The following is a 20467-nucleotide window of genomic DNA, read 5'->3' as shown; positions in this document are numbered from 1 at the left end:
GAAATTATTTTTAAAATTAGTTTTTATTTATAGCTAATTTATTTATGTTGTAATTAAATAAAACTAAATATAATTTAAATAATTCCTTGAGATAAATTTAATAAAACTTAGAGTCCTTATCTAAGCTTAAAATACTAAAATTATTAGGAGGATATAAATTATGGACCAAATTAAGCGCTTACACGAATTGCAACAAAAGTCATACTTAACTAAAGAAGAATTTGAGGAGTTAAAAAACAACACATATATTGAAAAATTTGAATTGAGAGATGAATGTGACAACTCTTATATTTATAATTTTTACACTAATGATAAATGTAATGATATAAAATTTATAAAATCACAATTTATTGTTACTCTTATAAAAAACGGTTTTTTATGTGATTGTGGTGGTGTATTTAGACAAAAGAAAATAGTTGATGAATATGATTACGGATATAATGCTATATATAAATGTGATTCTTGTGGAAAAGAACTTGATAAAGAAGTGGAAAATTATGATTAAATAATAAGATAAATATTTTAAAACATTTTTTATAAATATTAAATAAAGTAAAAATCACTCTAATTTTGAACTATACCCACTGTTTTGTACAGTTAAAACAGTGGGTATGGTTCACTGTATAAGGGTGATTTTTTGTGTGCCTTAATCTTAATTCAAGTCATCTTAATTGTTTAATTCAATTTCATACTTTTTTATTTTCTTATACAAAAGACTTTTGTGTATTCCCATAACCTCTGCTGCCTTGGAACATTTCCAATTGTACTTCCTTAACACATCAATAATTAAACTCTTCTCATAATTTTCAACCATTTCATGAATTGAGCAATTACTATCCACATTACATTGAGCTACTCTGCTTATATTATCCATTTTAGATGGAAGGTCACACATCATAATGACCATATCATCACTTACAGCATAAGCACTTTTTATTACATTTTGCAGTTCTCTTATATTTCCTGGCCAAATATAGTTAATAAAACAATTTTTAACTTTATCACTTAAAACCTTCAATTCCTTATATTCAACATTTAATTTATTTAGTATATAATTTGCTAACAATAAAATATCATCTTGTCTGTCCTTTAATTCCATCATATGAATATTTATTACATTTAACCTATAGTATAAATCTTCTCTAAATAATCCCTCTTCAACCATTTTACTTAAATTCTTTCTTGTAGCAGAGATTACTCTTACATCTATTTTTATAGTTTTAAGACCTCCAACTGGTTCTATTTCACTTTCCTGAAGAACTCTTAAAAGTTTTGCTTGCATGGTCAAAGGCATGTCACCTATTTCATCTAAGAAGATTGTGCCATTATTTGCAACTAAAAACTTACCTTTTTTGCCTCCTTTTTTTGCTCCTGTAAAAGCTCCTTCGTCATACCCAAATAGCTCTGATTCTAATAGTTCTTCTGGTATTGCAGCACAGTTTATACTAACCATAGGCTTGTCTGCTCTACTGCTATTATTGTGAATTGCTCTAGCAAAGACTTCTTTACCTGTACCTGTTTCACCTGTTAAAAGCACTGAGAAGTTCGTTTTAGAAGCTTTCATACCTGTTTTCTTAAGTTCTATGAAATCTCTATTTTCACCTATGAGCTTGTCAAAACTACATTTATCCTTGAACTGTTCTTTATAATATTGGAGTTCCATATATTCTGACATTAACTTTTTAGCTACATCAAAGGATTGTAATCTAAATTTAACTTGAGCTACCCCTGCAACTACTTCTCCATTATCATTCTCCACATAAGACCTACTTACTATTACACTTTTTTCTTTTGTTTTTCCACCTGAGTAATGGTGTATAGCTCCTTCTTCACAATATTTATCTCTCATAATATCTAACATTTTTGTATTTGGTATAATACTTTGTATATTGTGTCCTATTATATCGTCTCTTTCTTTCCCTAAGAAGTCACAATATTTATCGTTAATATCTATGATTACTCCATCTTTATTTACAACAATAAAACCATCATCAGTCATGGATAATACTCTTGCAAATATATCCTTATACCAGTGCTCTTTCATTGTTTCATCCCTCCACTATAACCTTCAGCAAAAATAATAAGTCTTACAATACAATATTATAAGACTTACCATTCTATATATTCAATGTTTTCTAGAAGTTACCTATTTAATGATTCTATCATTTCAGGTAGAATTTCATATAAATCCCCTACAATTCCATAGTCACATATACTGAAAATAGGTGCCTTTGAATCTTTATTTATAGCAACTATATATTTAGAATCACTCATACCTGCTAAATGCTGTATTGCTCCAGATATCCCGCACGCAATGTATAACTCTGGTCTAACAGTAGTTCCTGTTTGTCCCACTTGATGAGAATGTTCTATCCACCCTGAATCTACTGCCGCTCTTGAAGCACCAATTTCTGCCCCCAATTTATCAGCTAATTCTTTTATTAGTTCAAATCCTTCTGCCCTCTTTAATCCTCTTCCTGCTGATACTATTATTCTAGCATCAGTTAGATTTATAGATTTCTTTTCTTTTGGAAGAATTTCTACTAATCTAGTTCTAATCATTTTTTCATTAAGTTCTGGAGTAACAACCTCTAAAACTCCAGTCTTTGATTCAGTTCTTACAGCTTTTGCCATAACACCTGGTCGAACTGTTGACATCTGTGGTCTATTTTTTGGACAAACAATAGTAGCCATTAAATTTCCACCAAAGGCTGGTCTTGTTTGTAATAACTTATTATCTGTTGAATCTATTTCAAGTTTTGTACAGTCAGCAGTTAGACCTGTTCCAACTTTACCTGCAATTCTAGGTGCGATATCTCTTCCTATAGAAGTAGCTCCAACTAGTACAACCTCTGGCTTTTTCTCTTCAATTAAACCTGCAATTGAAATTGCATATCCATCAGTTGTGAAATCTTTAAGAAGAGGGTCGTTGATATAATAAGCTTTATCAACACTATAGTGAAGTAACTCCTTTACTTCTTTCTCTACTTCATATCCAGCTATTACAACTGCAAGCTCTTTTCCTAATTGGTCAGCAAGCTTTCTTCCTTCACCAATAAGTTCTATAGTAACAGGATTTATTTTACCTTCCCTTTGCTCTCCTATTACCCAAACACCATTATAATCATTTAAATTTATACCTTGATTAACTTTTGCTCTCATCATCTTAACACTCCTATACTAGTTTCAAATCGAATAGTATTTCTATTAGTTTCTCAGCTTTTTCCTTTTTATTTATACCTTCGATTATTTCATTATGCTTGTCTTTAACTGGTACAAAAGACTTGTAAACATTTGTAGGCGAACCCTTTAATCCAATTTGAGTTGTATCAACAGCTAAGTCTTCAAGTGTTAACACAGTAATCTTTGCATCTCCATTATTGTAAGCTTCTAAGATTCCTTTGACACTTGGATATCTTGGATTATTTAACTCTTTTATAGCAGTTAATAAAACTGGCATCTTTGCTTCTATTAAATAATCTCCTGTCTCTGTATAACGAGTTACTAGTAATTTATCATCTTGAACCTTTACTTCTTTTGCATATGTAACCTGTGGGACACCTAAGAATTCTGCAACCTCTGGTCCAACCTGAGCTGTATCTCCATCTATAGCTTGTCTTCCACAGAATATTACATCATACTTTCCAACCTTCTCTATAGCAGCAGCAATAATTGTAGATGTAGCCCAAGTGTCTGAACCACCAAAAGCTCTATCTGAAATTAAATATGCTTCGTCAGCACCCATTGCCAAAGCTTCTTTTAAAGCACTTTTAGCTTGAGGGGGTCCCATGCTTACAACCTTAATCACTGCTCCTAGTTCATCTTTTATTTTTAAAGCTTCTTCTAAAGCATTTCTATCATCTGGATTGATTATACTTGGTACACCATCTCTTATTAGAGTACCTGTCTCTTTATTTATTTTAACTTCGTTAGTATCTGGAACTTGCTTTAAACAAACAACTATATTCATGCTCTTCCTCCTATCCTAGTACTGCTCTTGAAATAACAACCTTGTGTATTTCTGAAGTACCTTCGTAAATTTCTGTTATCTTGGCATCTCTGTACATTCTCTCTAATGGATAATCCTTCATATATCCATATCCTCCATGGATTTGAAGAGCTAGGTTTGTAACCTCTCTTGCAGTACGTGACGCATTGTATTTTGCCATAGCAGCTTCTTTAGTGTGTCTTTCCCCTCTAGCTTTCAAGTCTGCAGCATAATATACTAACAACTTTGCTGATTCCACCATAGTCGCCATATCTGCTATATACCATTGAATACCTTGCAAAGCTGAAATTGGCTTGCCAAACTGAACTCTTTCTTTAGAATATTTGATACTCTCTTCTAAAGCACCTTCCGCAATTCCTACAGCTTGAGCTCCAACTCCAATTCTTGCTCCATCTAGACAAGTCATAGCTATGTTAAAGCCTTTCCCTTCTTTTCCTAATAAATTAGACTTTGGAACTCTACAATTATCAAATATTAACTCTGCAGTTTCTGAACCATGGATACCCATTTTTTCTTCAATTTTTCCTATTGAAAAACCTGGCGTACCTTTGTCAACGATGATAGCAGACATGCCCTTTATTCCCTTTGATGGCTCTGTCAATGCAAATATTATTAATGATTCTGCTTGACCTCCACCAGAAATAAAACACTTAGTCCCATTTAAGACGTATTCATCAGTTGCTTCATCAATAATTGCAGTTGTTGCAGCTCTTGCAGCATCTGAACCAGCATTAGGCTCAGTTAAAGCAAAGGCACCTACACACCCACCTTCAGCCATCATTGGAAGGTATTTTTTCTTTTGTTCCTCAGTACCAAATTTCAAAATAGCTTGAGCGTATATTGTGTGTATTGATAATATTGCTGCAGATGCTGCACATTTTTTGGCAACCTCAGTAACAACAATTACCTTTTCTATATCTGCTCCACCAGAACCGCCATACTCTACAGGTGTTCCAATACCATTAAAGCCTATTTTAGCCATTTTGCTAAAAAGCTCTCTTGGAAAAATACCTGTTCTATCTGTTTCAGCAGCTATTGGTGCTATTTCATTCTCTGCAAATTCTTTTGCTACTCTTTGAAGCATTAGTTGTGCTTCTGTTAATCTAAAATCCATAAAATTTCCTCCTATTCATTAACGTACTTCACATGTTTCTTTATTCATTGCTACAATTCCAGACTCAATTAGAACTTCTATATCAGAATCACTGTATCCAAGCTCTCTCAATATCTCATCTGAATGTTCTCCTATAAGTGGAGCATCACAAGTCATGTTAACTTCAATGTTCCCAAACTTAACTGGAGTGGATGCAAGCATTGTCTTATTTCCATTTTTACTTGTATGTTCATATATATAGTTATTAGCAATAGCTTGTTCATCAGTTACCACATCATTAACATGTTGAATTCTCTCATGGGCTATATCCGCAGTAGTAAGCTTTTCAACCATCTCATTTTGAGTAAATTTTGCAAATTCACCATCCAAAATATTAATAAGTTCTGTAGCATTTTTCTTACTTTCTACTGAAGATGCAAATTTCTCTTCTTTTATTAAATCTTCTCTTCCAAATAATCTGCAAAGTGCCTCAAAATATCTTTCATGCTCTAGAATGCTTAAGAATATCCACTTTCCATCCTTACAACGATAAGAGTTTATTACTGGAGAAATGGCATTTTTTCTAGTTTTTGGATACTCATCACTAAACTGTGTAGATGCTAATAAAGATGATGCATTCCATATTGCTTGTCCAAATAAAGATGCCATTACTTTTTGTCCTTTTCCAGTCTTAGCTTGTTGGTATAAAGCTGCACATATACCTCCAGATAAACTGCAAGAAGTTGTGGCATCTCCAAAGGCTATAGGTGGGTTTATTGGACTTGTATCCTTCTCTGCAATATCAAGCATAGCTCCACTTCTTGCCCAAAAAGCAACTGTATCAAAACCTGCATTATCCTTAGCAGGTCCGAAATCACCAAAACCATTTATTTGTCCCCAGATAAGATGTGGATGCTTTTTACTTAATGATTCATAGTCAAGACCTAGTCTTTTTAGCGCTCCTGTTCTATAGCTTGAAACAAATACGTTTGCTTCACTTAAAAGCTTATCCATAATTTCAATTCCAGCCTCACTCTTAAGATTTATAGACAAGCCTCTTTTATTTGAATTATATGTGCTGTAAAAAGGATTATTATAATCATCTATTGGCATTGTCATTGTTGCCCCTGTCTTTCTTCCTGGGTCTCCAAAGCTTGGCTCTACCTTAATAACATCAGCACCCCAGTCAGCTAATATTTTAGAAGTACCTGGACCTGCTACAAAATATGTTAAGTCAATGACCTTAACTCCTTCTAATGGTTTATTTAACACTTTCAATTCCTCCTTATACTGTCAACTTGGTATTTTAAATATGGTATTTATGTTATTAAAACATAAAATTTATTATACATACTTTGAAAATTGATTCTACAATATCAAAATATAATTTATACTTTTTATCTTTTCTGTTATGGTAATCCTGGGAACATCGTAAACAGAAGAACTGCTACTACAGTTCCAATAATCGGGGTTAAAACAGTTACCCAGAATATTGGCATATAAGCATCCTTATGTGATTCATTACATAGACCATTTGTTACAGTAACGATATATCCATTATGTGGAAGTGAATCTAATGCTGCTGACGAAATTGCCATAGTTCTAGTTAATGCAGCAGCAGAAACACCCTTAGCTAAAAATACTGGTCCAAGAAGTGGAGCCGCAATTCCAAGTCCACCTGAAGCTGACCCACAGATACCTGCAATAACTGTAGTCCCAACTGCAGCCCCTGCAATAGGAGGTCCAGGAATATTAGTCATAGCATTAACTATGAAGTCAAAACCAACTGCTGATTTTACAACTGAGCCAAATGCAACTACAGCACAAGTATTACATATTGCTACTACTGTAGTTTTACATGCATCACCAACATGTCCAACTATTTTGGTATTATCTTGATATTTATTTAACAATAAATACACTAATAAAGCTCCAATAAATACTCCTACCTCAATTGGTACTATTGCTTTTCCATTAATTTTCACATTGATTATCAAGATTGATACTATTAATGGAATTAATGCAATTAGACCATTAGGACCATTTTCTCTCTTGGAATTAGTTGCTGCTACTTCATCAAATGTATCTGATTCATGTGCTATAAAATGCCCACCATTAGCCTTTTCTTTTGAAACCATTTTGTATAAAATAATGCTTCCAACTATAAACATTACTGCACATGATATAAATCCATTTACTGCTCCAGCCATAATATCTGTTCCTAATGTTGAAGCTGGGACAATATTCTGAATCTGAGGTGCCCCTGGTGCAACCATAGCAAAAGTTGAACATCCAAAAGTCAAGGCTGCTGGTATAAATCGTCGTGGCAAATCAGCTTCTTTAAAAATTTCTAAAGCTATCGGAAACACAGCAAAACTTACAACAAAAACGCTTACTCCCCCATAGGCTAATATTCCACAAGCTATTGGAATAGAAAGTAATGCTTTATCCTTCCCAATCCATCTTACAATCATCTTAGCAATAGATTTTGCTCCTCCAGTAATCTCCATTATTTTTCCCATTAAGGTACCTGTTAGGAAAATAAAGAAATTTGCCTGAAGAAATCCAACAAATCCTGTCATATAATCCACCTTAAGTGCATCATACACATTTAAATTTCCTGTTATAGCAACTAATAATGAACATACAATTGCTATTATAAAAATATTTACGCCCTTCATAACCATTACAACTAGAAGGGATAGGGCTATGATAATCCCTACTAAACTTATAATTACTCCCGTATTCATAAATTAACTCCTTTTAAAATTAAACTATAAAACTATATGTATTTTTTCACGAAATTTAGATTTTAAATATGTTCTATATTTGTTTCAATAGTTATAATAGCTACTTATTTTCAAAAATCGGTTTTCTCTTTTCTATAAAGGCATTCATTCCTTCTTGCTTATCTCTTGTAGCAAAAGTTAAACCTGCAATATCTTTCTCTAATTCAAGAGCATTTTTTAAATCCATATCTATCCCCTTATTAATAACAACTTTTGCATATCTTATTGCTATTGGTGCTTTTTCAACTATTTGGTTCATCATATTCATCGACTCTTGTAAAAGCAAATCACTTGGAACCACTTTATTAATAAGACCAATAGATTTAGCTTCTTCTGCATCTACTTGCCTTCCTGTAAAAATTAATTCTTTGGCTATCCCAGTTCCAACAAGTCTTGATAATCTTTGAGTTCCACCAAAACATGGAATGACTCCTAAATTAACTTCAGGTTGCCCAAATATAGCCTTTTCTGATGCAATTCTAATGTCACAGCTCATAGCAAGTTCACATCCACCACCTAATGCATATCCATTAACTGCTGCTATTACTGTTTTCTCAAGAGCTTCAATTTTATCGAAAATCCCTTGGGCATAACCTGCATATTTTCTGCCTTCTTCACTTTTATAGTTTTGCATCTGACGTATGTCAGCTCCAGCTACAAAAACTTTGCCTTCTCCAGTAATAATAACTCCTAATATTTCATCCTTTTCTGATACTACATCAATAACTTGAGATAATTCTCTAAGAGTGTCATTGTTAAGAGCATTTAAAGCTTTAGGTCTATTTATAGTAATAACACAGACTTTATCCTTAACTTCCACCTTAAGATTTTTCAAATTGTCCATTACAAATCCCATCATATTCCCCCCATTATTTATTGTTATTTTTTCTACACTTTCTTGTTAATATATAGTAGCAAGTTCTACGCCAACTTATATTTAATTTCTCTATTTTTGTTAAAAAACTGTTTTTTTTGATAAAATAAACAAAATATACATAAATTTCACTGAATTTTTAATAATTTTTAACTTTAGAATTGATTAGATTGTAATTCACGAAAGAATTTTTATCCAACAAAACCCATAAAACAATATTTTTGTCTCATTTTCGAGAAAATACTTAAAAAACACAGTCTCATTTTTGAGAATGCGGTCTCACTTTTGATATTTTCACTAAAATAGTTTAGGTAATATATTCACAAGTTTATTTGAACTCTAATAAAGAAGCCTTTATTCAACATATAAATAGTTTATTCTCTATTAATTTGAGTAGTTAATATTTTAGCTTAATATATCTATGTATCTGTTCCAATATTATAAATTTTTTAACGAAAATAGGAAAATCCAAAAAGACTTAGTGTCTAAATAGATTTTCCTATCTTAAATGCTTCTGATAATTTTAGATTTGATTTACAATTTTTAGAAGATAATGAATATTATATTTATACTTTTCCTCTAAAATTAGATAACTCCATTTTCTTTTAAATCATTTATTTTACCACTATCAAAGCCAAGCCAACTTCTATAAATCTCCTCATTATTTTCTCCTAAAGATGGCGCTGGTACATTAATTTGAGCTTTTGTTGTCATCAACTTAACTGGATTTCCATTGACTCTCATATCTCCTATAATAGGATGTTTAATATCTACAATATTTTATAAGATATATTTTTATAGAACAATTTTTATAGACATAAAAACACCTCTGAACCATATTAACATATTATTATGCAAACATGGCTCAGAGGTGTATATATTTCTAAGATATTAGAATATTTATTCTTCCATTTCCCAGTTATGATATATATCTTGAACATCATCATCTTCTTCAAGCATATCAACTAATTTATTCATCATTTTTAAATGAGATTCTTCAGTTAGTACAGTTGTAGTTTGAGGTATCATCTTTACATCAGCAGATATAAATTCATACCCTTTTGCTTTTAATTCATCACGAACACTAGAAAAATCTTCTGGTGTAGTTATTATTTCATAACCATCTTCTTCTGTTATAAAATCTTCAGCACCTGCTTCTAATGCAACATCCATTAATTCTTCCTCTGAAACGCCATCTCCTGCACCAACTAATATTTGTCCTTTGTTATCAAACATAAAAGACACACATCCAGTAGTTCCTAGGTTTCCTCCGTTTTTATCAAAGTAATATCTTACATTACCAGCAGTTCTATTTTTATTGTCAGTTAAAGTCTCTACTATAACAGCAACCCCACCAGGTCCATATCCTTCATAAACTATAGTTTCATAGTCTTCTCCAGCACCTGCACCTGCACCTTTAGCAACAGCTCTATCTATATTATCATTTGGCATATTATCTGCCTTAGCTTTTTCTATAGCTGTTTTTAATGCTGCATTATATTCTGGGTCTGCTCCACCTTCTTTAGCTGCAACGGCTATTGCTCTAGCATGTTTAGTAAATATTTTTGCTCTTTGAGCATCTTGTTTACCTTTTCTATTAATTATATTTCCTATACGTCCCATATTTCCACTCCTTAATACGTACAATTAATTATTCTAATTTTTATCACTTGTAAATTTTATCACAAATCTTGAAAATAGTAAATTAGAACTTAGGAGGTTGTGCAGGCGTTTTTCTCTTGTGTTCACTTATTCTATGAAGTCTTTCTATTATCTCTTGGTCTCTTTGAGGAACTTCATCTAATCTACCTTCTAATACAGCATCTATCATATTGTAAGTAGTTCCCATTTCATTTTCATCTGTTTGTCCTTCCCAAAGACCTGCTGAAGGAGCTTTATTTATTAAATCTTCATGAACACCAAGTTCTTTTGCCCATTCGTATACTTCAGCTTTAGTTAAATTTGCAATTGGTAAAATGTCAACTCCACCATCACCAAACTTAGTAAAGTATCCAGTGTGTATTTCTGCAGCATTATCTGTACCAACAACTAAATATCCTAAGTTATTAGCAATTGTGTAAATAGTACTCATTCTTACTCTTGCTCTTAAATTTGCATCTGTCATTTTTAAATATTCTTCTCTATATAAATGTTTCTCTTTTAAATTTCCTACCACCATGTCTAATATAGCACTTTGTGGTTCTATAAGGTCTAAATCAAGATATTCTATATCACATCCTTCTATAACCTTAAGTGCATCTTCTCTATCTTGAGGATTACTTTTTATGCTCATTATAACTCCCATAGAGTTTTCTGGAAAAGCTTTTTTAATTAAATTGGCAACTACTGCTGAATCAATTCCTCCAGATACACCAACAATTAATCCTTTTGCATTTGCCTCATTAACCTTATTTTTAAGCCATTCTACAGTTTTGTCTATTTGTATTTTTATATTCGACATTGTTATCTCCTCTCAATTTACTACTTTGTTTTAATATATTATACCATATATTAATATGTTGTTTTAACATGTTTTTTTTTATTCAAATTTAAGCAAAAATGAAAGATTATATTTAATATTATTTTATATAAATATAATTTGCCTATTTTGGTAAAACTATTTTAGAAGGTGGTTTTTATGAAAAATACTAATAACTTAAGGAAAAAATATTTTGATTTCAATATAAAAAATACGATAATTGGAGTATTTACAGGATTTATAAACGGAGTATTTGGCTCTGGAGGTGGTACTCTTTTAGTCCCAATATTAAATGATATTGTGAAGGTAGAAGAACATAAATCTCATGCAACAGCTCTTTCTATAATCATTTTCTTGACAACAGCAAGTTCTGTTTTATATGTTTCTAAAGGAACTTACGACATTAACTTAACAATAAAAGTTGCGGCAGGAAGTATTGTTGGTGGTATTATAGGGGCTAAATTACTAAATAAAGTTACTGGAAAGTTTCTTAGGATTTCTTTTGGCTTGATTATGATAATTGCAGCATTAAGGATGGTGTTTTAATGTTATTTGCTTTAATTGGATTTTTTGCAGGAATTATTGGAGGAATGGGAATGGGCGGTGGAACTATTCTTATTCCTGCTCTCGTTTTACTTGCTGGTATAGATACTAAAATAGCACAGAGTGTAAACTTACTTTCCTCCATACCTATGACTTTGATAGCATTAGCTATACATATCAAAAATAAAAACGTAATTTTCAAATTAGTTATTCCAATAGCTGTATTTGGAGTGTTAGGAGCTATATTTGGCTCACTATTAGCTAATTATTTATCGTCTGATATATTGAAGAAAATATTTGGAGTGTTTTTACTTTTAGTTGGTTTATTTGAAGTTAAAAAAGGATTCTGTGCAAAGTCTGATAAAAGCCATTAAATTATTTTAATATAAATTAATGGCTTTTATTTTCTATATAACTATTCTATTTTTATGCTTTTATCTTCTATATTGCTACTCTACTTTTTTACTTTTAGCTTAAATTACAGTAAGATTTTTATAGTAAAATTTCTCCATCCTGTTCAGATAAATAAAATTCTTCTCCTAAAACTATCTTTCCTGTTCCACTTGTTATATCAATCATTTTCTCTGATAGTTTTTCCACATCTTCTAACTTTGAATATACTATTATCTCAACATTATCCTCATATATGGTATCTTTTATAAAGTACCCTAAATTCATCAGTTCATTTTGTACCTTTCCAAGTTGAGTATAATCTATCTTAACTTTAACTTCTTGGTACATTACCTTACTAATTATTTTTCCAGCTTCTAAGCCTAATTTAGCACCTTTTGTATAAGCTCTAACCAGACCACCTGCACCTAATTTTATACCACCAAAATATCTAGTGACAACTACTACTACATCTCTCAAGTCCTCTTTTTTTATGACTTCTAATGTTGGTATCCCTGCTGTTCCTTGTGGCTCTCCATCATCACTATACCTTTGTATATTCATATTTTGTCCAACTGTATAAGCCCACACATTATGATTTGCATCTTTGTGTTTTTTCTTTATTTCATTTATAAATTCTACTGCTTCTTCTTCACTTTGTATAGGCTTAGCATATCCAATAAAAACAGATTTTTCAATTGTTATTTCATCTGTTCCAAATTCGTGTAATGTCCTATAATTACTCATTATAACTCCTCCTATTTTTGTCATTTGCTAAAATATATCTTTATTTATAAAAATTACTCCAATTAAAATGTAAATAGAATTTTTAGTATTCATTTAGTTAGCATTATAAGATAATTATATAATAAAATCACAAGATTTTTAATTTTTATTTTTAATATAATTTATTGATACATAAATCAATATAATTTATTAAAATACAAATCAGATAAACTATAAAGTATACATTTCTAAAACTTGGAATTAAAAAAGGAAGGGTCTATCCCTTCCTCAAAACTCTATAAATTCACTACTAGTTTGCTGGAACATCGTCGCCCTCTGAAACTAATTTCTTTAATTCTTTAAACTTTTTATAAGATACTTCAACTAAAGCTTGCTCTTTATGATGTGACAACATTTCTAAAGCATCTTTTATCTTGTAAAATCCACCTTCTTGGAATTCAGGAGCAAGTACACATTCAGTATTACAAGCTTCCATAACATACCACATTATCGCATTGCAAACTTCTTGTTGTCTACTTCTTGAGAAAAATTCATACATAGTATCGCCAGCTACATCTATCATTTTAGCGTCTATGCCAGTTTCTACTTTAACTCTTTCAACAGCACTTTCATATGGAAGTCCTCCTCCAAGTATCTTTCCTTTTGGAAGTGTCCATTCACCTCTATCATTTTTTACAATAAGTACTTTATTAGCATAAAACACTACTCCACCTGCACAACGTCTTACTATCATTTGAAACCCCTCCCATTAATTTATTAATTACCTTGTTAAACTCCATAAATAAATCATTAAGTAAACAAATTGCTTTAATAAAAAATTACTTTTTCAAATTTAATAATGCTTCAATGGCTTCATCATAAGCTCTAAGCACGTACTCTTTTTCAAAATTCTTATTCTTATCTTTTAACTGCTGTAAAATCTTTAAACTGTTTTCATCTCCTAATTTTGAAAGAGCTTTTGCACAATATTGTCTAGTTTGTGCATTTTTATCGTAGAGACCTTTTTGTAAGACTTCTCTACTACTTGGTGACTCAATCTTTCTTATTGCTGAATAAGTTATTCTTCTAATATCTGAGTGTCTGTGGTTTGTGAGCTGATGGAGTAACTTCAAAAATCTATCATCTTTTAGCTCACCTGTTGCCCAAATTAAAACAATCAAATCTTCAGCATTTTTTTCTACAAGGATTCTTTTGAAAACCTTTCTCTTAAAGTATACCATTTTTTCGTCATCTAAGCTATCCATAAAATCAAGTCTCTTAATTTTATCTAATTCTAAAAATTTATCTAAAATGTCCTTAGATGCTTCAAAATCATCTTTTTGCATTTCTTTTATCTTCAACTTTGCTTGTATAAGTTGCTCACTTGCTTCAACATTTGAAATGTTTCTAATTTTACTAATTTGAGATACTGTTTTAGATTCTTTGTAAAGAAGATAGGTTATAAAATAATCTTCAAGATTATCTATATTTTCCCAATTTATATCCATATCAAACCTATTTTTCTAATATGTACTCTCTATAGATATTAAAATCTTCTTCATCTAAATTTACATCTAATGTTACACCATTTTCCCCATACTCAAAATTCTCCACATTGTATTTATCTTTTATTCTACTAAATATATCACCTCTTTCATAAGGTAACATCAAACTTACTGAATAAGTATTTTCCATTAAAGCAATTTCTATCATATTTAATAGTTTATCCATATTTATGCCTTGTTTTGCAGATATATACACAATATCTTCTTGACTCTTAGGATATATATCTAACTCTAGCTTATCTACTTTATTGTATACAAGTATATGTTTTTTATCATTTGCACCAAGTTCTTTTAATACACCTTCAGTTGTACTTTTTTGCAATTCATAACTAGTGTTCGTTGTGTCAATTACGTGTAAAATTAAATCTGCATATTGTACTTCTTCTAGTGTAGCCTTAAATGCCTCTACTAAATCATGGGGAAGTTTACTAACAAATCCAACAGTATCTACTACTAAAAATTCTTTCTTGTTTGGCAAAAGAGCTTTTCTTAAAGTTACATCTAAAGTTGCAAAAAGCATATCTTTTACAAAAACTTCTTTTTCTTGTTCATAATCCTTGTGTGTCTTTATTAATTCGTTTAGTAAGGTCGATTTTCCTGCATTTGTATATCCAACAAGTGCTACAATTGGTATATTTGATTTTAAACGCTTAACTCTTTGTGTCTCTCTATTCTTTTTTACCTCTTTAAGTTCACGTCTTATATCCGCTGCTTTATTAAGTATATGTCTTTTATCTACTTCTAACTTTTGTTCACCAGGTCCTCTCGTTCCAATTCCTGCACCAGTTCTACTCATTTCACCACCCATTCCATAAAGTCGTGGTAATCTGTATTTTAATTGTGCTAATTCGACCTGTAATTTACCTTCTTTACTAAGTGCTCTTTGAGCAAATATATCTAAAATTAAGGTAGTTCTATCTATTACTTTTTTTCCAACAACATTTTCAATATTCCTAATTTGAGCGCCAGATAATTCATCATTAAAAATTACTAAAGTAGCATCTAATGATTCACTATATGCTCTTATTTCCTCTACCTTACCTTTTCCTATATAATAAGCTGCATCAACAGCTTGCTTATTTTGAATTAAGCTACCTACAACCTCTGCTCCAGCAGCCTTCGCTAATTCTTTTAGTTCTTCCATGGATTCGTTAGTGTCTATATCATCACTTTTTTTAACTATTGTTGTCAAATTCAGACCTACAAGAAGTGCTCTTTCTTGAATTTCTTTCACTTAATCACCTCATTTTTTGTTATAAAACATAATCTAATTGTATTAAAAACACTTACATTATTTCTCTGTTGACTAATTATACCATTAATAATATGATTAAGAGTACTATATTATCAACTATTAATAAAAATATTGTATAATTATATTATCACCAAAATCTTATATAGTTATAAAAGATTTCATATTTTATTTAAATTAGGAGGAAAATATGGGCGAAAATTATAAATTTTTTAATCACAAAGATTGTGAGTTTTTCCCTTGTCATAAAACTGATAAACCAGAAGAATTTAACTGTTTATTTTGCTATTGTCCTTTATATGCTTTAGGAGAAAATTGTGGAGGAAACTTTAAGTACACAGAGAAAGGCATTAAAGATTGCAGTAGCTGTATACTACCTCATAAAAAAGATAATTATAATTATATTATGGGAAAATTTCAAGACTTAGTTAAAATTACTTGCAAAAAATAATTTTTTATTAAAAATAGCTATGCATAAATATTTTTTGACTCATTTTCGTCTAAATAATATTACATAGCTATTTTTATTATATAAGTTTTAATTTATATCGCTCTACCTTATATCTTTCTACTTTTAAATAATTTACATAATTTATACATTGCAAAAATCAACATGCTTACTGCAAAAATCAATATTAAAATCATCATTCCAGCATGAAAGAAAAATTCTTCTGGAAGCATATTTATAACTGGGTCTAAATCAGGATTAAATATCCAATAATCATTTCTAAATAATAATTTATGAAAAATAATAAATGATTTTTCAAAATTCAACAAAATAGGAAGTGCCAACACTACTGGCATTATTATCAATGTCATTGATGTAGTTTTTAGTAGTTTTATATTTTTATTTTTTATACTTAATATAATTCCCACCAAAGAAATTACCATTAATAACTTAGCTAATTTATTGATATTTTGAAATATATTTCTCACTTCTTCAAAATGTATTTTCCCTTCTGGAGAAGATTCTAATGTTGGTAACTTAAACTCAGATACATCCTTACTTAGGTTGTAATCTATTAAGTAATCATAATTTAATTTTATATCATCTTTAGATAAACCAGATAACTCTGATATGTTTAAATAATCAATATCAAAATAATAAAGTTGCTTAAATCCAACAGTAAAATTAATAGCACCTACTATTACAACCACACTTATACACACTGAAAAAATTATATTTAGAAACTTTTTCATGAAATCCCCCCAGTAACAAATTAATTACCTAAACGATTTTAGTAGTGAAATCTTCTATATTCCATACATCATCGACAATTTCTGAATAGAATTCTGGCTCATGGCATACTAAAAGAACTGTACCTTTAAATTCTTTTATAGCTTTCTTTAATTCGTCTTTTGCATCTACATCTAAGTGGTTTGTAGGCTCGTCTAATACTAAAAAGTTTATATTTTTTAGCATAACTTTACAAAGTCTAACCTTGGCAGCTTCGCCTCCACTTAATACTCTCATTTGACTAGTTATATGCTCATTAGTAAGTCCGCATTTTGCAAGGACTTGTCTAACTTCAAAATTCGTAAGACCAGGGAATTCACTCCAGACTTCATCCATAGGTGTATTATTATTTTCTCTTGAACTCTCTTGTTCAAAATATCCAACTTCTAAATAATCTCCCAATCTAACATTTCCACCAAATGGTTTTATTATTCCAAGTAATGTCTTTAATAATGTAGATTTACCAATACCATTCATCCCTTTTAAAGCAACCTTCTTTCCTCTTTCTAAATGGAAGTTAAGTGGTTTTGTTAACGCTTCATCATAACCTAAAACTAAGTCTTCTGTTTCAAAGATTATCTTGCTTGCTGCTCTGGCATCTTTAAAAGAAAAAGTAGGTTTTATCTTTTCCTTTGGTCTTTCTAGTATTTCCATCTTATCTAGTTGTTTTTGTCTACTATTAGCCATTCCTCTTGTTGCAACTCTAGCTTTATTTCTGGCTACAAAATCTTCTAACCTTTTTCTTTCTTCAACTTGTTTATCATAAGCTTGCTCTTCTTGACGTTTCTTTATATCATTCAGTCTTACAAATTCATCATAATTACCTTTATATCTATTTAACTCGCCATTTTCCATATGATATATTACATTACAAGTATTATTTATAAAGTCAATATCATGTGATACTAGAACAAAACTGTTTTCATATTCCTGAAGATATCTAGTAAGCCATGTTATATGTTCCTCATCTAAATAGTTTGTAGGCTCATCCAGTATAAGAATAGTTGGATTTTCAAGTAAAAGTTTAGTCAGAAGTACTTTTGTTCTTTGACCTCCACTTAAATCAGTTACATCCTTATCAAGACCAATCTCTCCAAGACCAAGACCATTTGCAACTTCTTGTATCTTTGCATCTATCATATAAAAACCACTATTTTCAAGTATAGTTTGTATTTCTGCTGTTTCTTCAAGAAGCTTACTCATCTCATCATCACTAGCTTCTCCCATCTTGTCATACATAGCAATCATTTCTTGCTCTAAATCAAACATATGCTTAAAAGCTTCTCTAAGCACTTCTCTTATACTTTTACCTTTACTTAATACTGTATGTTGGTCTAAGTAACCTACTGTAGCTCTTGAAGACCATTTTATATTTCCAGCATCAGGCATAAGCTTTTTCGTTATTATATTTAAAAAACTCGATTTTCCTTCTCCATTAGCGCCAACTAGTGCAATATGTTCACCTTTTCTAAGTCTAAAGGATACATTTTCTAATATTGTTCTTGCTCCAAATCCGTGGCTTACGTTTTCTACTACTAGCATTCTAACACCTCTCAAAAAAATTTTACACATTCTATACTATAATATATTCTTTTTAAACTTAAATCAAGTATTACCAATATTTTTAGTTATATTTACAATAATTTAACTGAGAATAAACTTTATAGCTGTATTATGTAAAATAAAAATAGATACTTTCATCAATGATAGAACTTCTTTATCGACTAAAAAATACATGCATGCTATAATTTCTTTGTAGCCTGTTTAATCTTGAAATTATAAAATGGTTTCTGATTGATTCTCAAATAAACAAAATTTCTTATGAACATTAATATAAGTTTTTGACACAATGCAAATCATTTGATATTTACAGACACAATTATTAGAATAGAATAAAACCAATTTACGTTTGCTTGCCTTAGGCGATAAGTGGTGCTACAGGTTATTTATCTAAACGGAGGTGAAAAATAGTTATTAAACAGAAAAAATACTTCATTATTATTTATATTATTTATGCATTGCCAATTCCATTTTCTCTAATAACATGGATTGGAACTATCATTTCTGTTGCTGATTTAGGAATGGTAAACTGGAAGATTTTCAGTGAGATTATACAATCTGTGATTGCTTTAATTACTATGCTACTTGCTGGTTTATATCCTATCTCATATATTATTTCATTAATCAAAACTCGTGATAGTAAAAAGTTTTCTTTATTTAGTTTTCTTCCTATAATACACATAATTCTTTTTGTTGTTTTCTTCTTTTTTTGGTCTTTTCTTAATAAAGTATATCAGCTTTAAATTCTTCCTAAATATTATCTAACTTTACAAAACTATATAGTTAGGGTTTATTATGAAAATATAGTCATATATGTAAATGTCTATTTTTCCATTTAATGTAGGTTTGTAGTCTCTTATACAAACAGGTATGTAGCCTTGTAATTTGCTTTTTCACTATTATTTGAATAAAAAATAGAGATAAAAATTAGGAAAATAGTACCATCCCAATTTTTTTCTCTATTTATGTTTTATTTAAAATATTCATCTAATCCATCCGCTACACATTGCATCATTTTTCTTTGATATTCTGGATTTGACATCATTTGGTCTTCATTATAGTTGCTCATAAATCCCATCTCTACTAATACAGCTGGCACTTTTGACCAGTTAAATCCAGTCAAATCTCCTCTTTGAACAATTCCATTTATCTGTATCCCAGCTTGTTCCATGTTTGTTTTGATGAATTCTGCACATCTATTACTATCTTCATATATAGGAGCTGTATATTTTCCATCCTTCTCAGGAACTAATATAGATGCACCAGTCTTTGAAGAATTATTTAAACTATCTGCATGTATTCTTACAACCATATCTGCTTTTTTCTCATTAGCAAGTATTGCTCTTTCTGAGTTACTTATATTTACATCATGTGTTTCTCTAGTCATTATTACATTGTAACCTTTAGACTCTAATATATTTTTTAAAACTACAGATGCTTCAAGATTTAAAACATACTCTGCTTTCTTTGTAGCTATACCTTCTGTTCCTGAAGATACTCTTGCTTTTTGAGATGAAGAACCTGGAGCTACTGGTTCTAAATTACTATCCCCTTTTCCTTGATGCCCTGGGTCTATACAAATTAAAAACTTTTTATTTTTTTGAGTTTCTGTTTTATTATCTGATTTATTATCCTCTGACTTATTATCATTTTTGCTTTTTGAATTTGATTTATTTTCATCTTTATCTTTATCTTTTATATTTTTATTTTCATCTTTATCTGTTTTTTCATTTTTAGTAGTGCCTGAATTAATTAAATTTGTTGTCTTGTAAAAATTGGTAACTGGATTTGATGTACCTATAATTATAATTCCCATGGCAATTATACAAGTAACTAACAATCTATATTTTTTCATCTTTTGCTCCTTTCAATGATAGACAGCTATTATCTATTTTAAATTTATATGAATATGTATCTATTTTATCATATACCTTGTTTATTTTATTTATT

At 30.2% G+C, this 20467-nt stretch carries 22 protein-coding genes; 4 read left to right on the top strand and 18 right to left on the bottom strand.

All coding sequences use genetic code 11. The annotated features are described in order from the left end of the window. The first annotated feature begins 160 nt into the window (after window positions 1-160). Window positions 161-505 (top strand): hypothetical protein, encoded by a 345-nt coding sequence (locus tag IC218_RS14340; RefSeq protein ID WP_227433370.1) that lies wholly within the window; start codon window positions 161-163, stop codon window positions 503-505. Between the two features lie 162 nt (window positions 506-667). On the opposite strand, the gene IC218_RS14335 is transcribed toward IC218_RS14340, so the two are convergent. The 10 genes from IC218_RS14335 to nadE all read right to left on the bottom strand — a co-directional run bounded on the left by IC218_RS14335 (window position 668) and on the right by nadE (window position 11226). Next, complete coding sequence (locus IC218_RS14335; protein ID WP_227433371.1) at window positions 668-2044, bottom strand: sigma-54 interaction domain-containing protein; 1377 nt, start codon at window positions 2042-2044, stop codon at window positions 668-670. A gap of 98 nt (window positions 2045-2142) precedes the next feature. Further along, window positions 2143-3162, bottom strand: coding sequence for an electron transfer flavoprotein subunit alpha/FixB family protein (locus IC218_RS14330; protein WP_413926925.1), 1020 nt, complete (start codon window positions 3160-3162; stop codon window positions 2143-2145). A gap of 13 nt (window positions 3163-3175) precedes the next feature. Then, window positions 3176-3970, bottom strand: a complete 795-nt coding sequence (locus tag IC218_RS14325; RefSeq protein WP_227433373.1) for an electron transfer flavoprotein subunit beta/FixA family protein — start codon at window positions 3968-3970, stop codon at window positions 3176-3178. A gap of 10 nt (window positions 3971-3980) precedes the next feature. Beyond that, window positions 3981-5123, bottom strand: coding sequence for an acryloyl-CoA reductase (gene acrC / locus IC218_RS14320; RefSeq protein ID WP_227433374.1), 1143 nt, complete (start codon window positions 5121-5123; stop codon window positions 3981-3983). A gap of 18 nt (window positions 5124-5141) precedes the next feature. Then, a complete protein-coding gene (locus IC218_RS14315; RefSeq protein WP_227482977.1) occupies window positions 5142-6374 on the bottom strand; it encodes a CaiB/BaiF CoA transferase family protein in 1233 nt (410 codons plus the stop codon). A 137-nt stretch (window positions 6375-6511) separates the two neighbouring features. Further along, window positions 6512-7852: a GntP family permease gene (locus tag IC218_RS14310; RefSeq protein WP_227482978.1), complete on the bottom strand. Its 1341-nt coding sequence runs from the start codon at window positions 7850-7852 to the stop codon at window positions 6512-6514. A 100-nt stretch (window positions 7853-7952) separates the two neighbouring features. Next, complete coding sequence (locus IC218_RS14305; protein WP_227482979.1) at window positions 7953-8747, bottom strand: enoyl-CoA hydratase-related protein; 795 nt, start codon at window positions 8745-8747, stop codon at window positions 7953-7955. A 603-nt stretch (window positions 8748-9350) separates the two neighbouring features. Beyond that, the gene (locus tag IC218_RS14300; RefSeq protein WP_227433378.1) at window positions 9351-9509 is read right to left on the bottom strand and encodes a hypothetical protein; all 159 of its coding nucleotides are present in this window, start codon (window positions 9507-9509) and stop codon (window positions 9351-9353) included. 156 nt (window positions 9510-9665) lie between these two features. Continuing rightward, window positions 9666-10388 carry a YebC/PmpR family DNA-binding transcriptional regulator gene (locus tag IC218_RS14295; RefSeq protein ID WP_227433379.1) on the bottom strand — a complete coding sequence of 241 codons (723 nt, stop codon included), beginning with the start codon at window positions 10386-10388 and terminating at the stop codon, window positions 9666-9668. A gap of 82 nt (window positions 10389-10470) precedes the next feature. Next, entirely contained in the window at window positions 10471-11226 is a 756-nt protein-coding gene (gene nadE, locus IC218_RS14290) for an NAD(+) synthase (protein WP_227433380.1), read from the bottom strand. A 177-nt stretch (window positions 11227-11403) separates the two neighbouring features. On the opposite strand from nadE, the gene IC218_RS14285 reads away from it, so the two are divergent. Both IC218_RS14285 and IC218_RS14280 read left to right on the top strand, forming a co-directional pair. Next, window positions 11404-11790 (top strand): sulfite exporter TauE/SafE family protein, encoded by a 387-nt coding sequence (locus IC218_RS14285; protein WP_227433381.1) that lies wholly within the window; start codon window positions 11404-11406, stop codon window positions 11788-11790. Continuing rightward, on the top strand, window positions 11790-12161 hold the full coding sequence (locus IC218_RS14280; RefSeq protein WP_227433382.1) for a sulfite exporter TauE/SafE family protein: 372 nt from the start codon (window positions 11790-11792) through the stop codon (window positions 12159-12161). The genes IC218_RS14285 and IC218_RS14280 overlap by 1 nt, the downstream gene beginning before the upstream one ends. A 118-nt stretch (window positions 12162-12279) precedes the next feature. Here IC218_RS14280 and IC218_RS14275 read toward each other — a convergent pair whose 3' ends face one another. From IC218_RS14275 to hflX, 4 genes are all read right to left on the bottom strand, one after another. Then, window positions 12280-12924, bottom strand: coding sequence for a YigZ family protein (locus IC218_RS14275; protein ID WP_227482980.1), 645 nt, complete (start codon window positions 12922-12924; stop codon window positions 12280-12282). 289 nt (window positions 12925-13213) lie between these two features. Continuing rightward, the gene (locus IC218_RS14270; RefSeq protein WP_227433384.1) at window positions 13214-13657 is read right to left on the bottom strand and encodes an NUDIX domain-containing protein; all 444 of its coding nucleotides are present in this window, start codon (window positions 13655-13657) and stop codon (window positions 13214-13216) included. Between the two features lie 85 nt (window positions 13658-13742). Continuing rightward, window positions 13743-14411: a HEAT repeat domain-containing protein gene (locus tag IC218_RS14265; RefSeq protein WP_227433385.1), complete on the bottom strand. Its 669-nt coding sequence runs from the start codon at window positions 14409-14411 to the stop codon at window positions 13743-13745. Between the two features lie 7 nt (window positions 14412-14418). Next, on the bottom strand, window positions 14419-15702 hold the full coding sequence (gene hflX, locus IC218_RS14260; RefSeq protein WP_227482981.1) for a GTPase HflX: 1284 nt from the start codon (window positions 15700-15702) through the stop codon (window positions 14419-14421). 208 nt (window positions 15703-15910) lie between these two features. Between hflX and IC218_RS14255 the strand changes: the two genes are divergently transcribed. Then, entirely contained in the window at window positions 15911-16171 is a 261-nt protein-coding gene (locus IC218_RS14255; RefSeq protein WP_227433387.1) for a cysteine-rich small domain-containing protein, read from the top strand. Window positions 16172-16278: 107 nt separating this feature from the next. On the opposite strand, the gene IC218_RS14250 is transcribed toward IC218_RS14255, so the two are convergent. The 4 genes from IC218_RS14250 to IC218_RS14235 form a co-directional block, all read right to left on the bottom strand. Next, window positions 16279-16920: a TIGR01906 family membrane protein gene (locus tag IC218_RS14250; RefSeq protein WP_227824744.1), complete on the bottom strand. Its 642-nt coding sequence runs from the start codon at window positions 16918-16920 to the stop codon at window positions 16279-16281. A gap of 28 nt (window positions 16921-16948) precedes the next feature. After that, complete coding sequence (locus tag IC218_RS14245) at window positions 16949-18499, bottom strand: ABC-F family ATP-binding cassette domain-containing protein (RefSeq protein WP_227433389.1); 1551 nt, start codon at window positions 18497-18499, stop codon at window positions 16949-16951. 469 nt (window positions 18500-18968) lie between these two features. Continuing rightward, a complete protein-coding gene (locus tag IC218_RS14240; RefSeq protein ID WP_227433390.1) occupies window positions 18969-19145 on the bottom strand; it encodes a hypothetical protein in 177 nt (58 codons plus the stop codon). A 342-nt stretch (window positions 19146-19487) separates the two neighbouring features. Further along, window positions 19488-20372 (bottom strand): N-acetylmuramoyl-L-alanine amidase family protein, encoded by an 885-nt coding sequence (locus IC218_RS14235; protein WP_227433391.1) that lies wholly within the window; start codon window positions 20370-20372, stop codon window positions 19488-19490. Window positions 20373-20467 lie beyond the last annotated feature (95 nt).

Origin of the sequence: Clostridioides sp. ES-S-0005-03 (assembly GCF_020658455.1) — a bacterium.
Taxonomy (GTDB): Bacteria; Bacillota; Clostridia; order Peptostreptococcales; family Peptostreptococcaceae; genus Clostridioides.
The sequence above is the reverse complement of the archived record's forward strand: the minus strand, read 5'-3'. Positions and strand labels throughout refer to the sequence as shown.

What these genes read in the sequence shown, in the direction of transcription:
- IC218_RS14340 (WP_227433370.1), top strand. Translation starts at nt 161, where the DNA reads ATGGACCAAATTAAGCGCTTACACGAATTGCAACAAAAGTCATACTTA.
- IC218_RS14335 (WP_227433371.1), bottom strand. Translation starts at nt 2,044, where the DNA reads ATGAAAGAGCACTGGTATAAGGATATATTTGCAAGAGTATTATCCATG.
- IC218_RS14330 (WP_413926925.1), bottom strand. Translation starts at nt 3,162, where the DNA reads ATGAGAGCAAAAGTTAATCAAGGTATAAATTTAAATGATTATAATGGT.
- IC218_RS14325 (WP_227433373.1), bottom strand. Translation starts at nt 3,970, where the DNA reads ATGAATATAGTTGTTTGTTTAAAGCAAGTTCCAGATACTAACGAAGTT.
- acrC (WP_227433374.1), bottom strand. Translation starts at nt 5,123, where the DNA reads ATGGATTTTAGATTAACAGAAGCACAACTAATGCTTCAAAGAGTAGCA.
- IC218_RS14310 (WP_227482978.1), bottom strand. Translation starts at nt 7,852, where the DNA reads ATGAATACGGGAGTAATTATAAGTTTAGTAGGGATTATCATAGCCCTA.
- IC218_RS14305 (WP_227482979.1), bottom strand. Translation starts at nt 8,747, where the DNA reads ATGGGATTTGTAATGGACAATTTGAAAAATCTTAAGGTGGAAGTTAAG.
- IC218_RS14300 (WP_227433378.1), bottom strand. Translation starts at nt 9,509, where the DNA reads ATGAGAGTCAATGGAAATCCAGTTAAGTTGATGACAACAAAAGCTCAA.
- IC218_RS14295 (WP_227433379.1), bottom strand. Translation starts at nt 10,388, where the DNA reads ATGGGACGTATAGGAAATATAATTAATAGAAAAGGTAAACAAGATGCT.
- nadE (WP_227433380.1), bottom strand. Translation starts at nt 11,226, where the DNA reads ATGTCGAATATAAAAATACAAATAGACAAAACTGTAGAATGGCTTAAA.
- IC218_RS14285 (WP_227433381.1), top strand. Translation starts at nt 11,404, where the DNA reads ATGAAAAATACTAATAACTTAAGGAAAAAATATTTTGATTTCAATATA.
- IC218_RS14280 (WP_227433382.1), top strand. Translation starts at nt 11,790, where the DNA reads ATGTTATTTGCTTTAATTGGATTTTTTGCAGGAATTATTGGAGGAATG.
- IC218_RS14275 (WP_227482980.1), bottom strand. Translation starts at nt 12,924, where the DNA reads ATGAGTAATTATAGGACATTACACGAATTTGGAACAGATGAAATAACA.
- IC218_RS14270 (WP_227433384.1), bottom strand. Translation starts at nt 13,657, where the DNA reads ATGATAGTAAGACGTTGTGCAGGTGGAGTAGTGTTTTATGCTAATAAA.
- IC218_RS14265 (WP_227433385.1), bottom strand. Translation starts at nt 14,411, where the DNA reads ATGGATATAAATTGGGAAAATATAGATAATCTTGAAGATTATTTTATA.
- IC218_RS14255 (WP_227433387.1), top strand. Translation starts at nt 15,911, where the DNA reads ATGGGCGAAAATTATAAATTTTTTAATCACAAAGATTGTGAGTTTTTC.
- IC218_RS14250 (WP_227824744.1), bottom strand. Translation starts at nt 16,920, where the DNA reads ATGAAAAAGTTTCTAAATATAATTTTTTCAGTGTGTATAAGTGTGGTT.
- IC218_RS14245 (WP_227433389.1), bottom strand. Translation starts at nt 18,499, where the DNA reads ATGCTAGTAGTAGAAAACGTAAGCCACGGATTTGGAGCAAGAACAATA.
- IC218_RS14235 (WP_227433391.1), bottom strand. Translation starts at nt 20,372, where the DNA reads ATGAAAAAATATAGATTGTTAGTTACTTGTATAATTGCCATGGGAATT.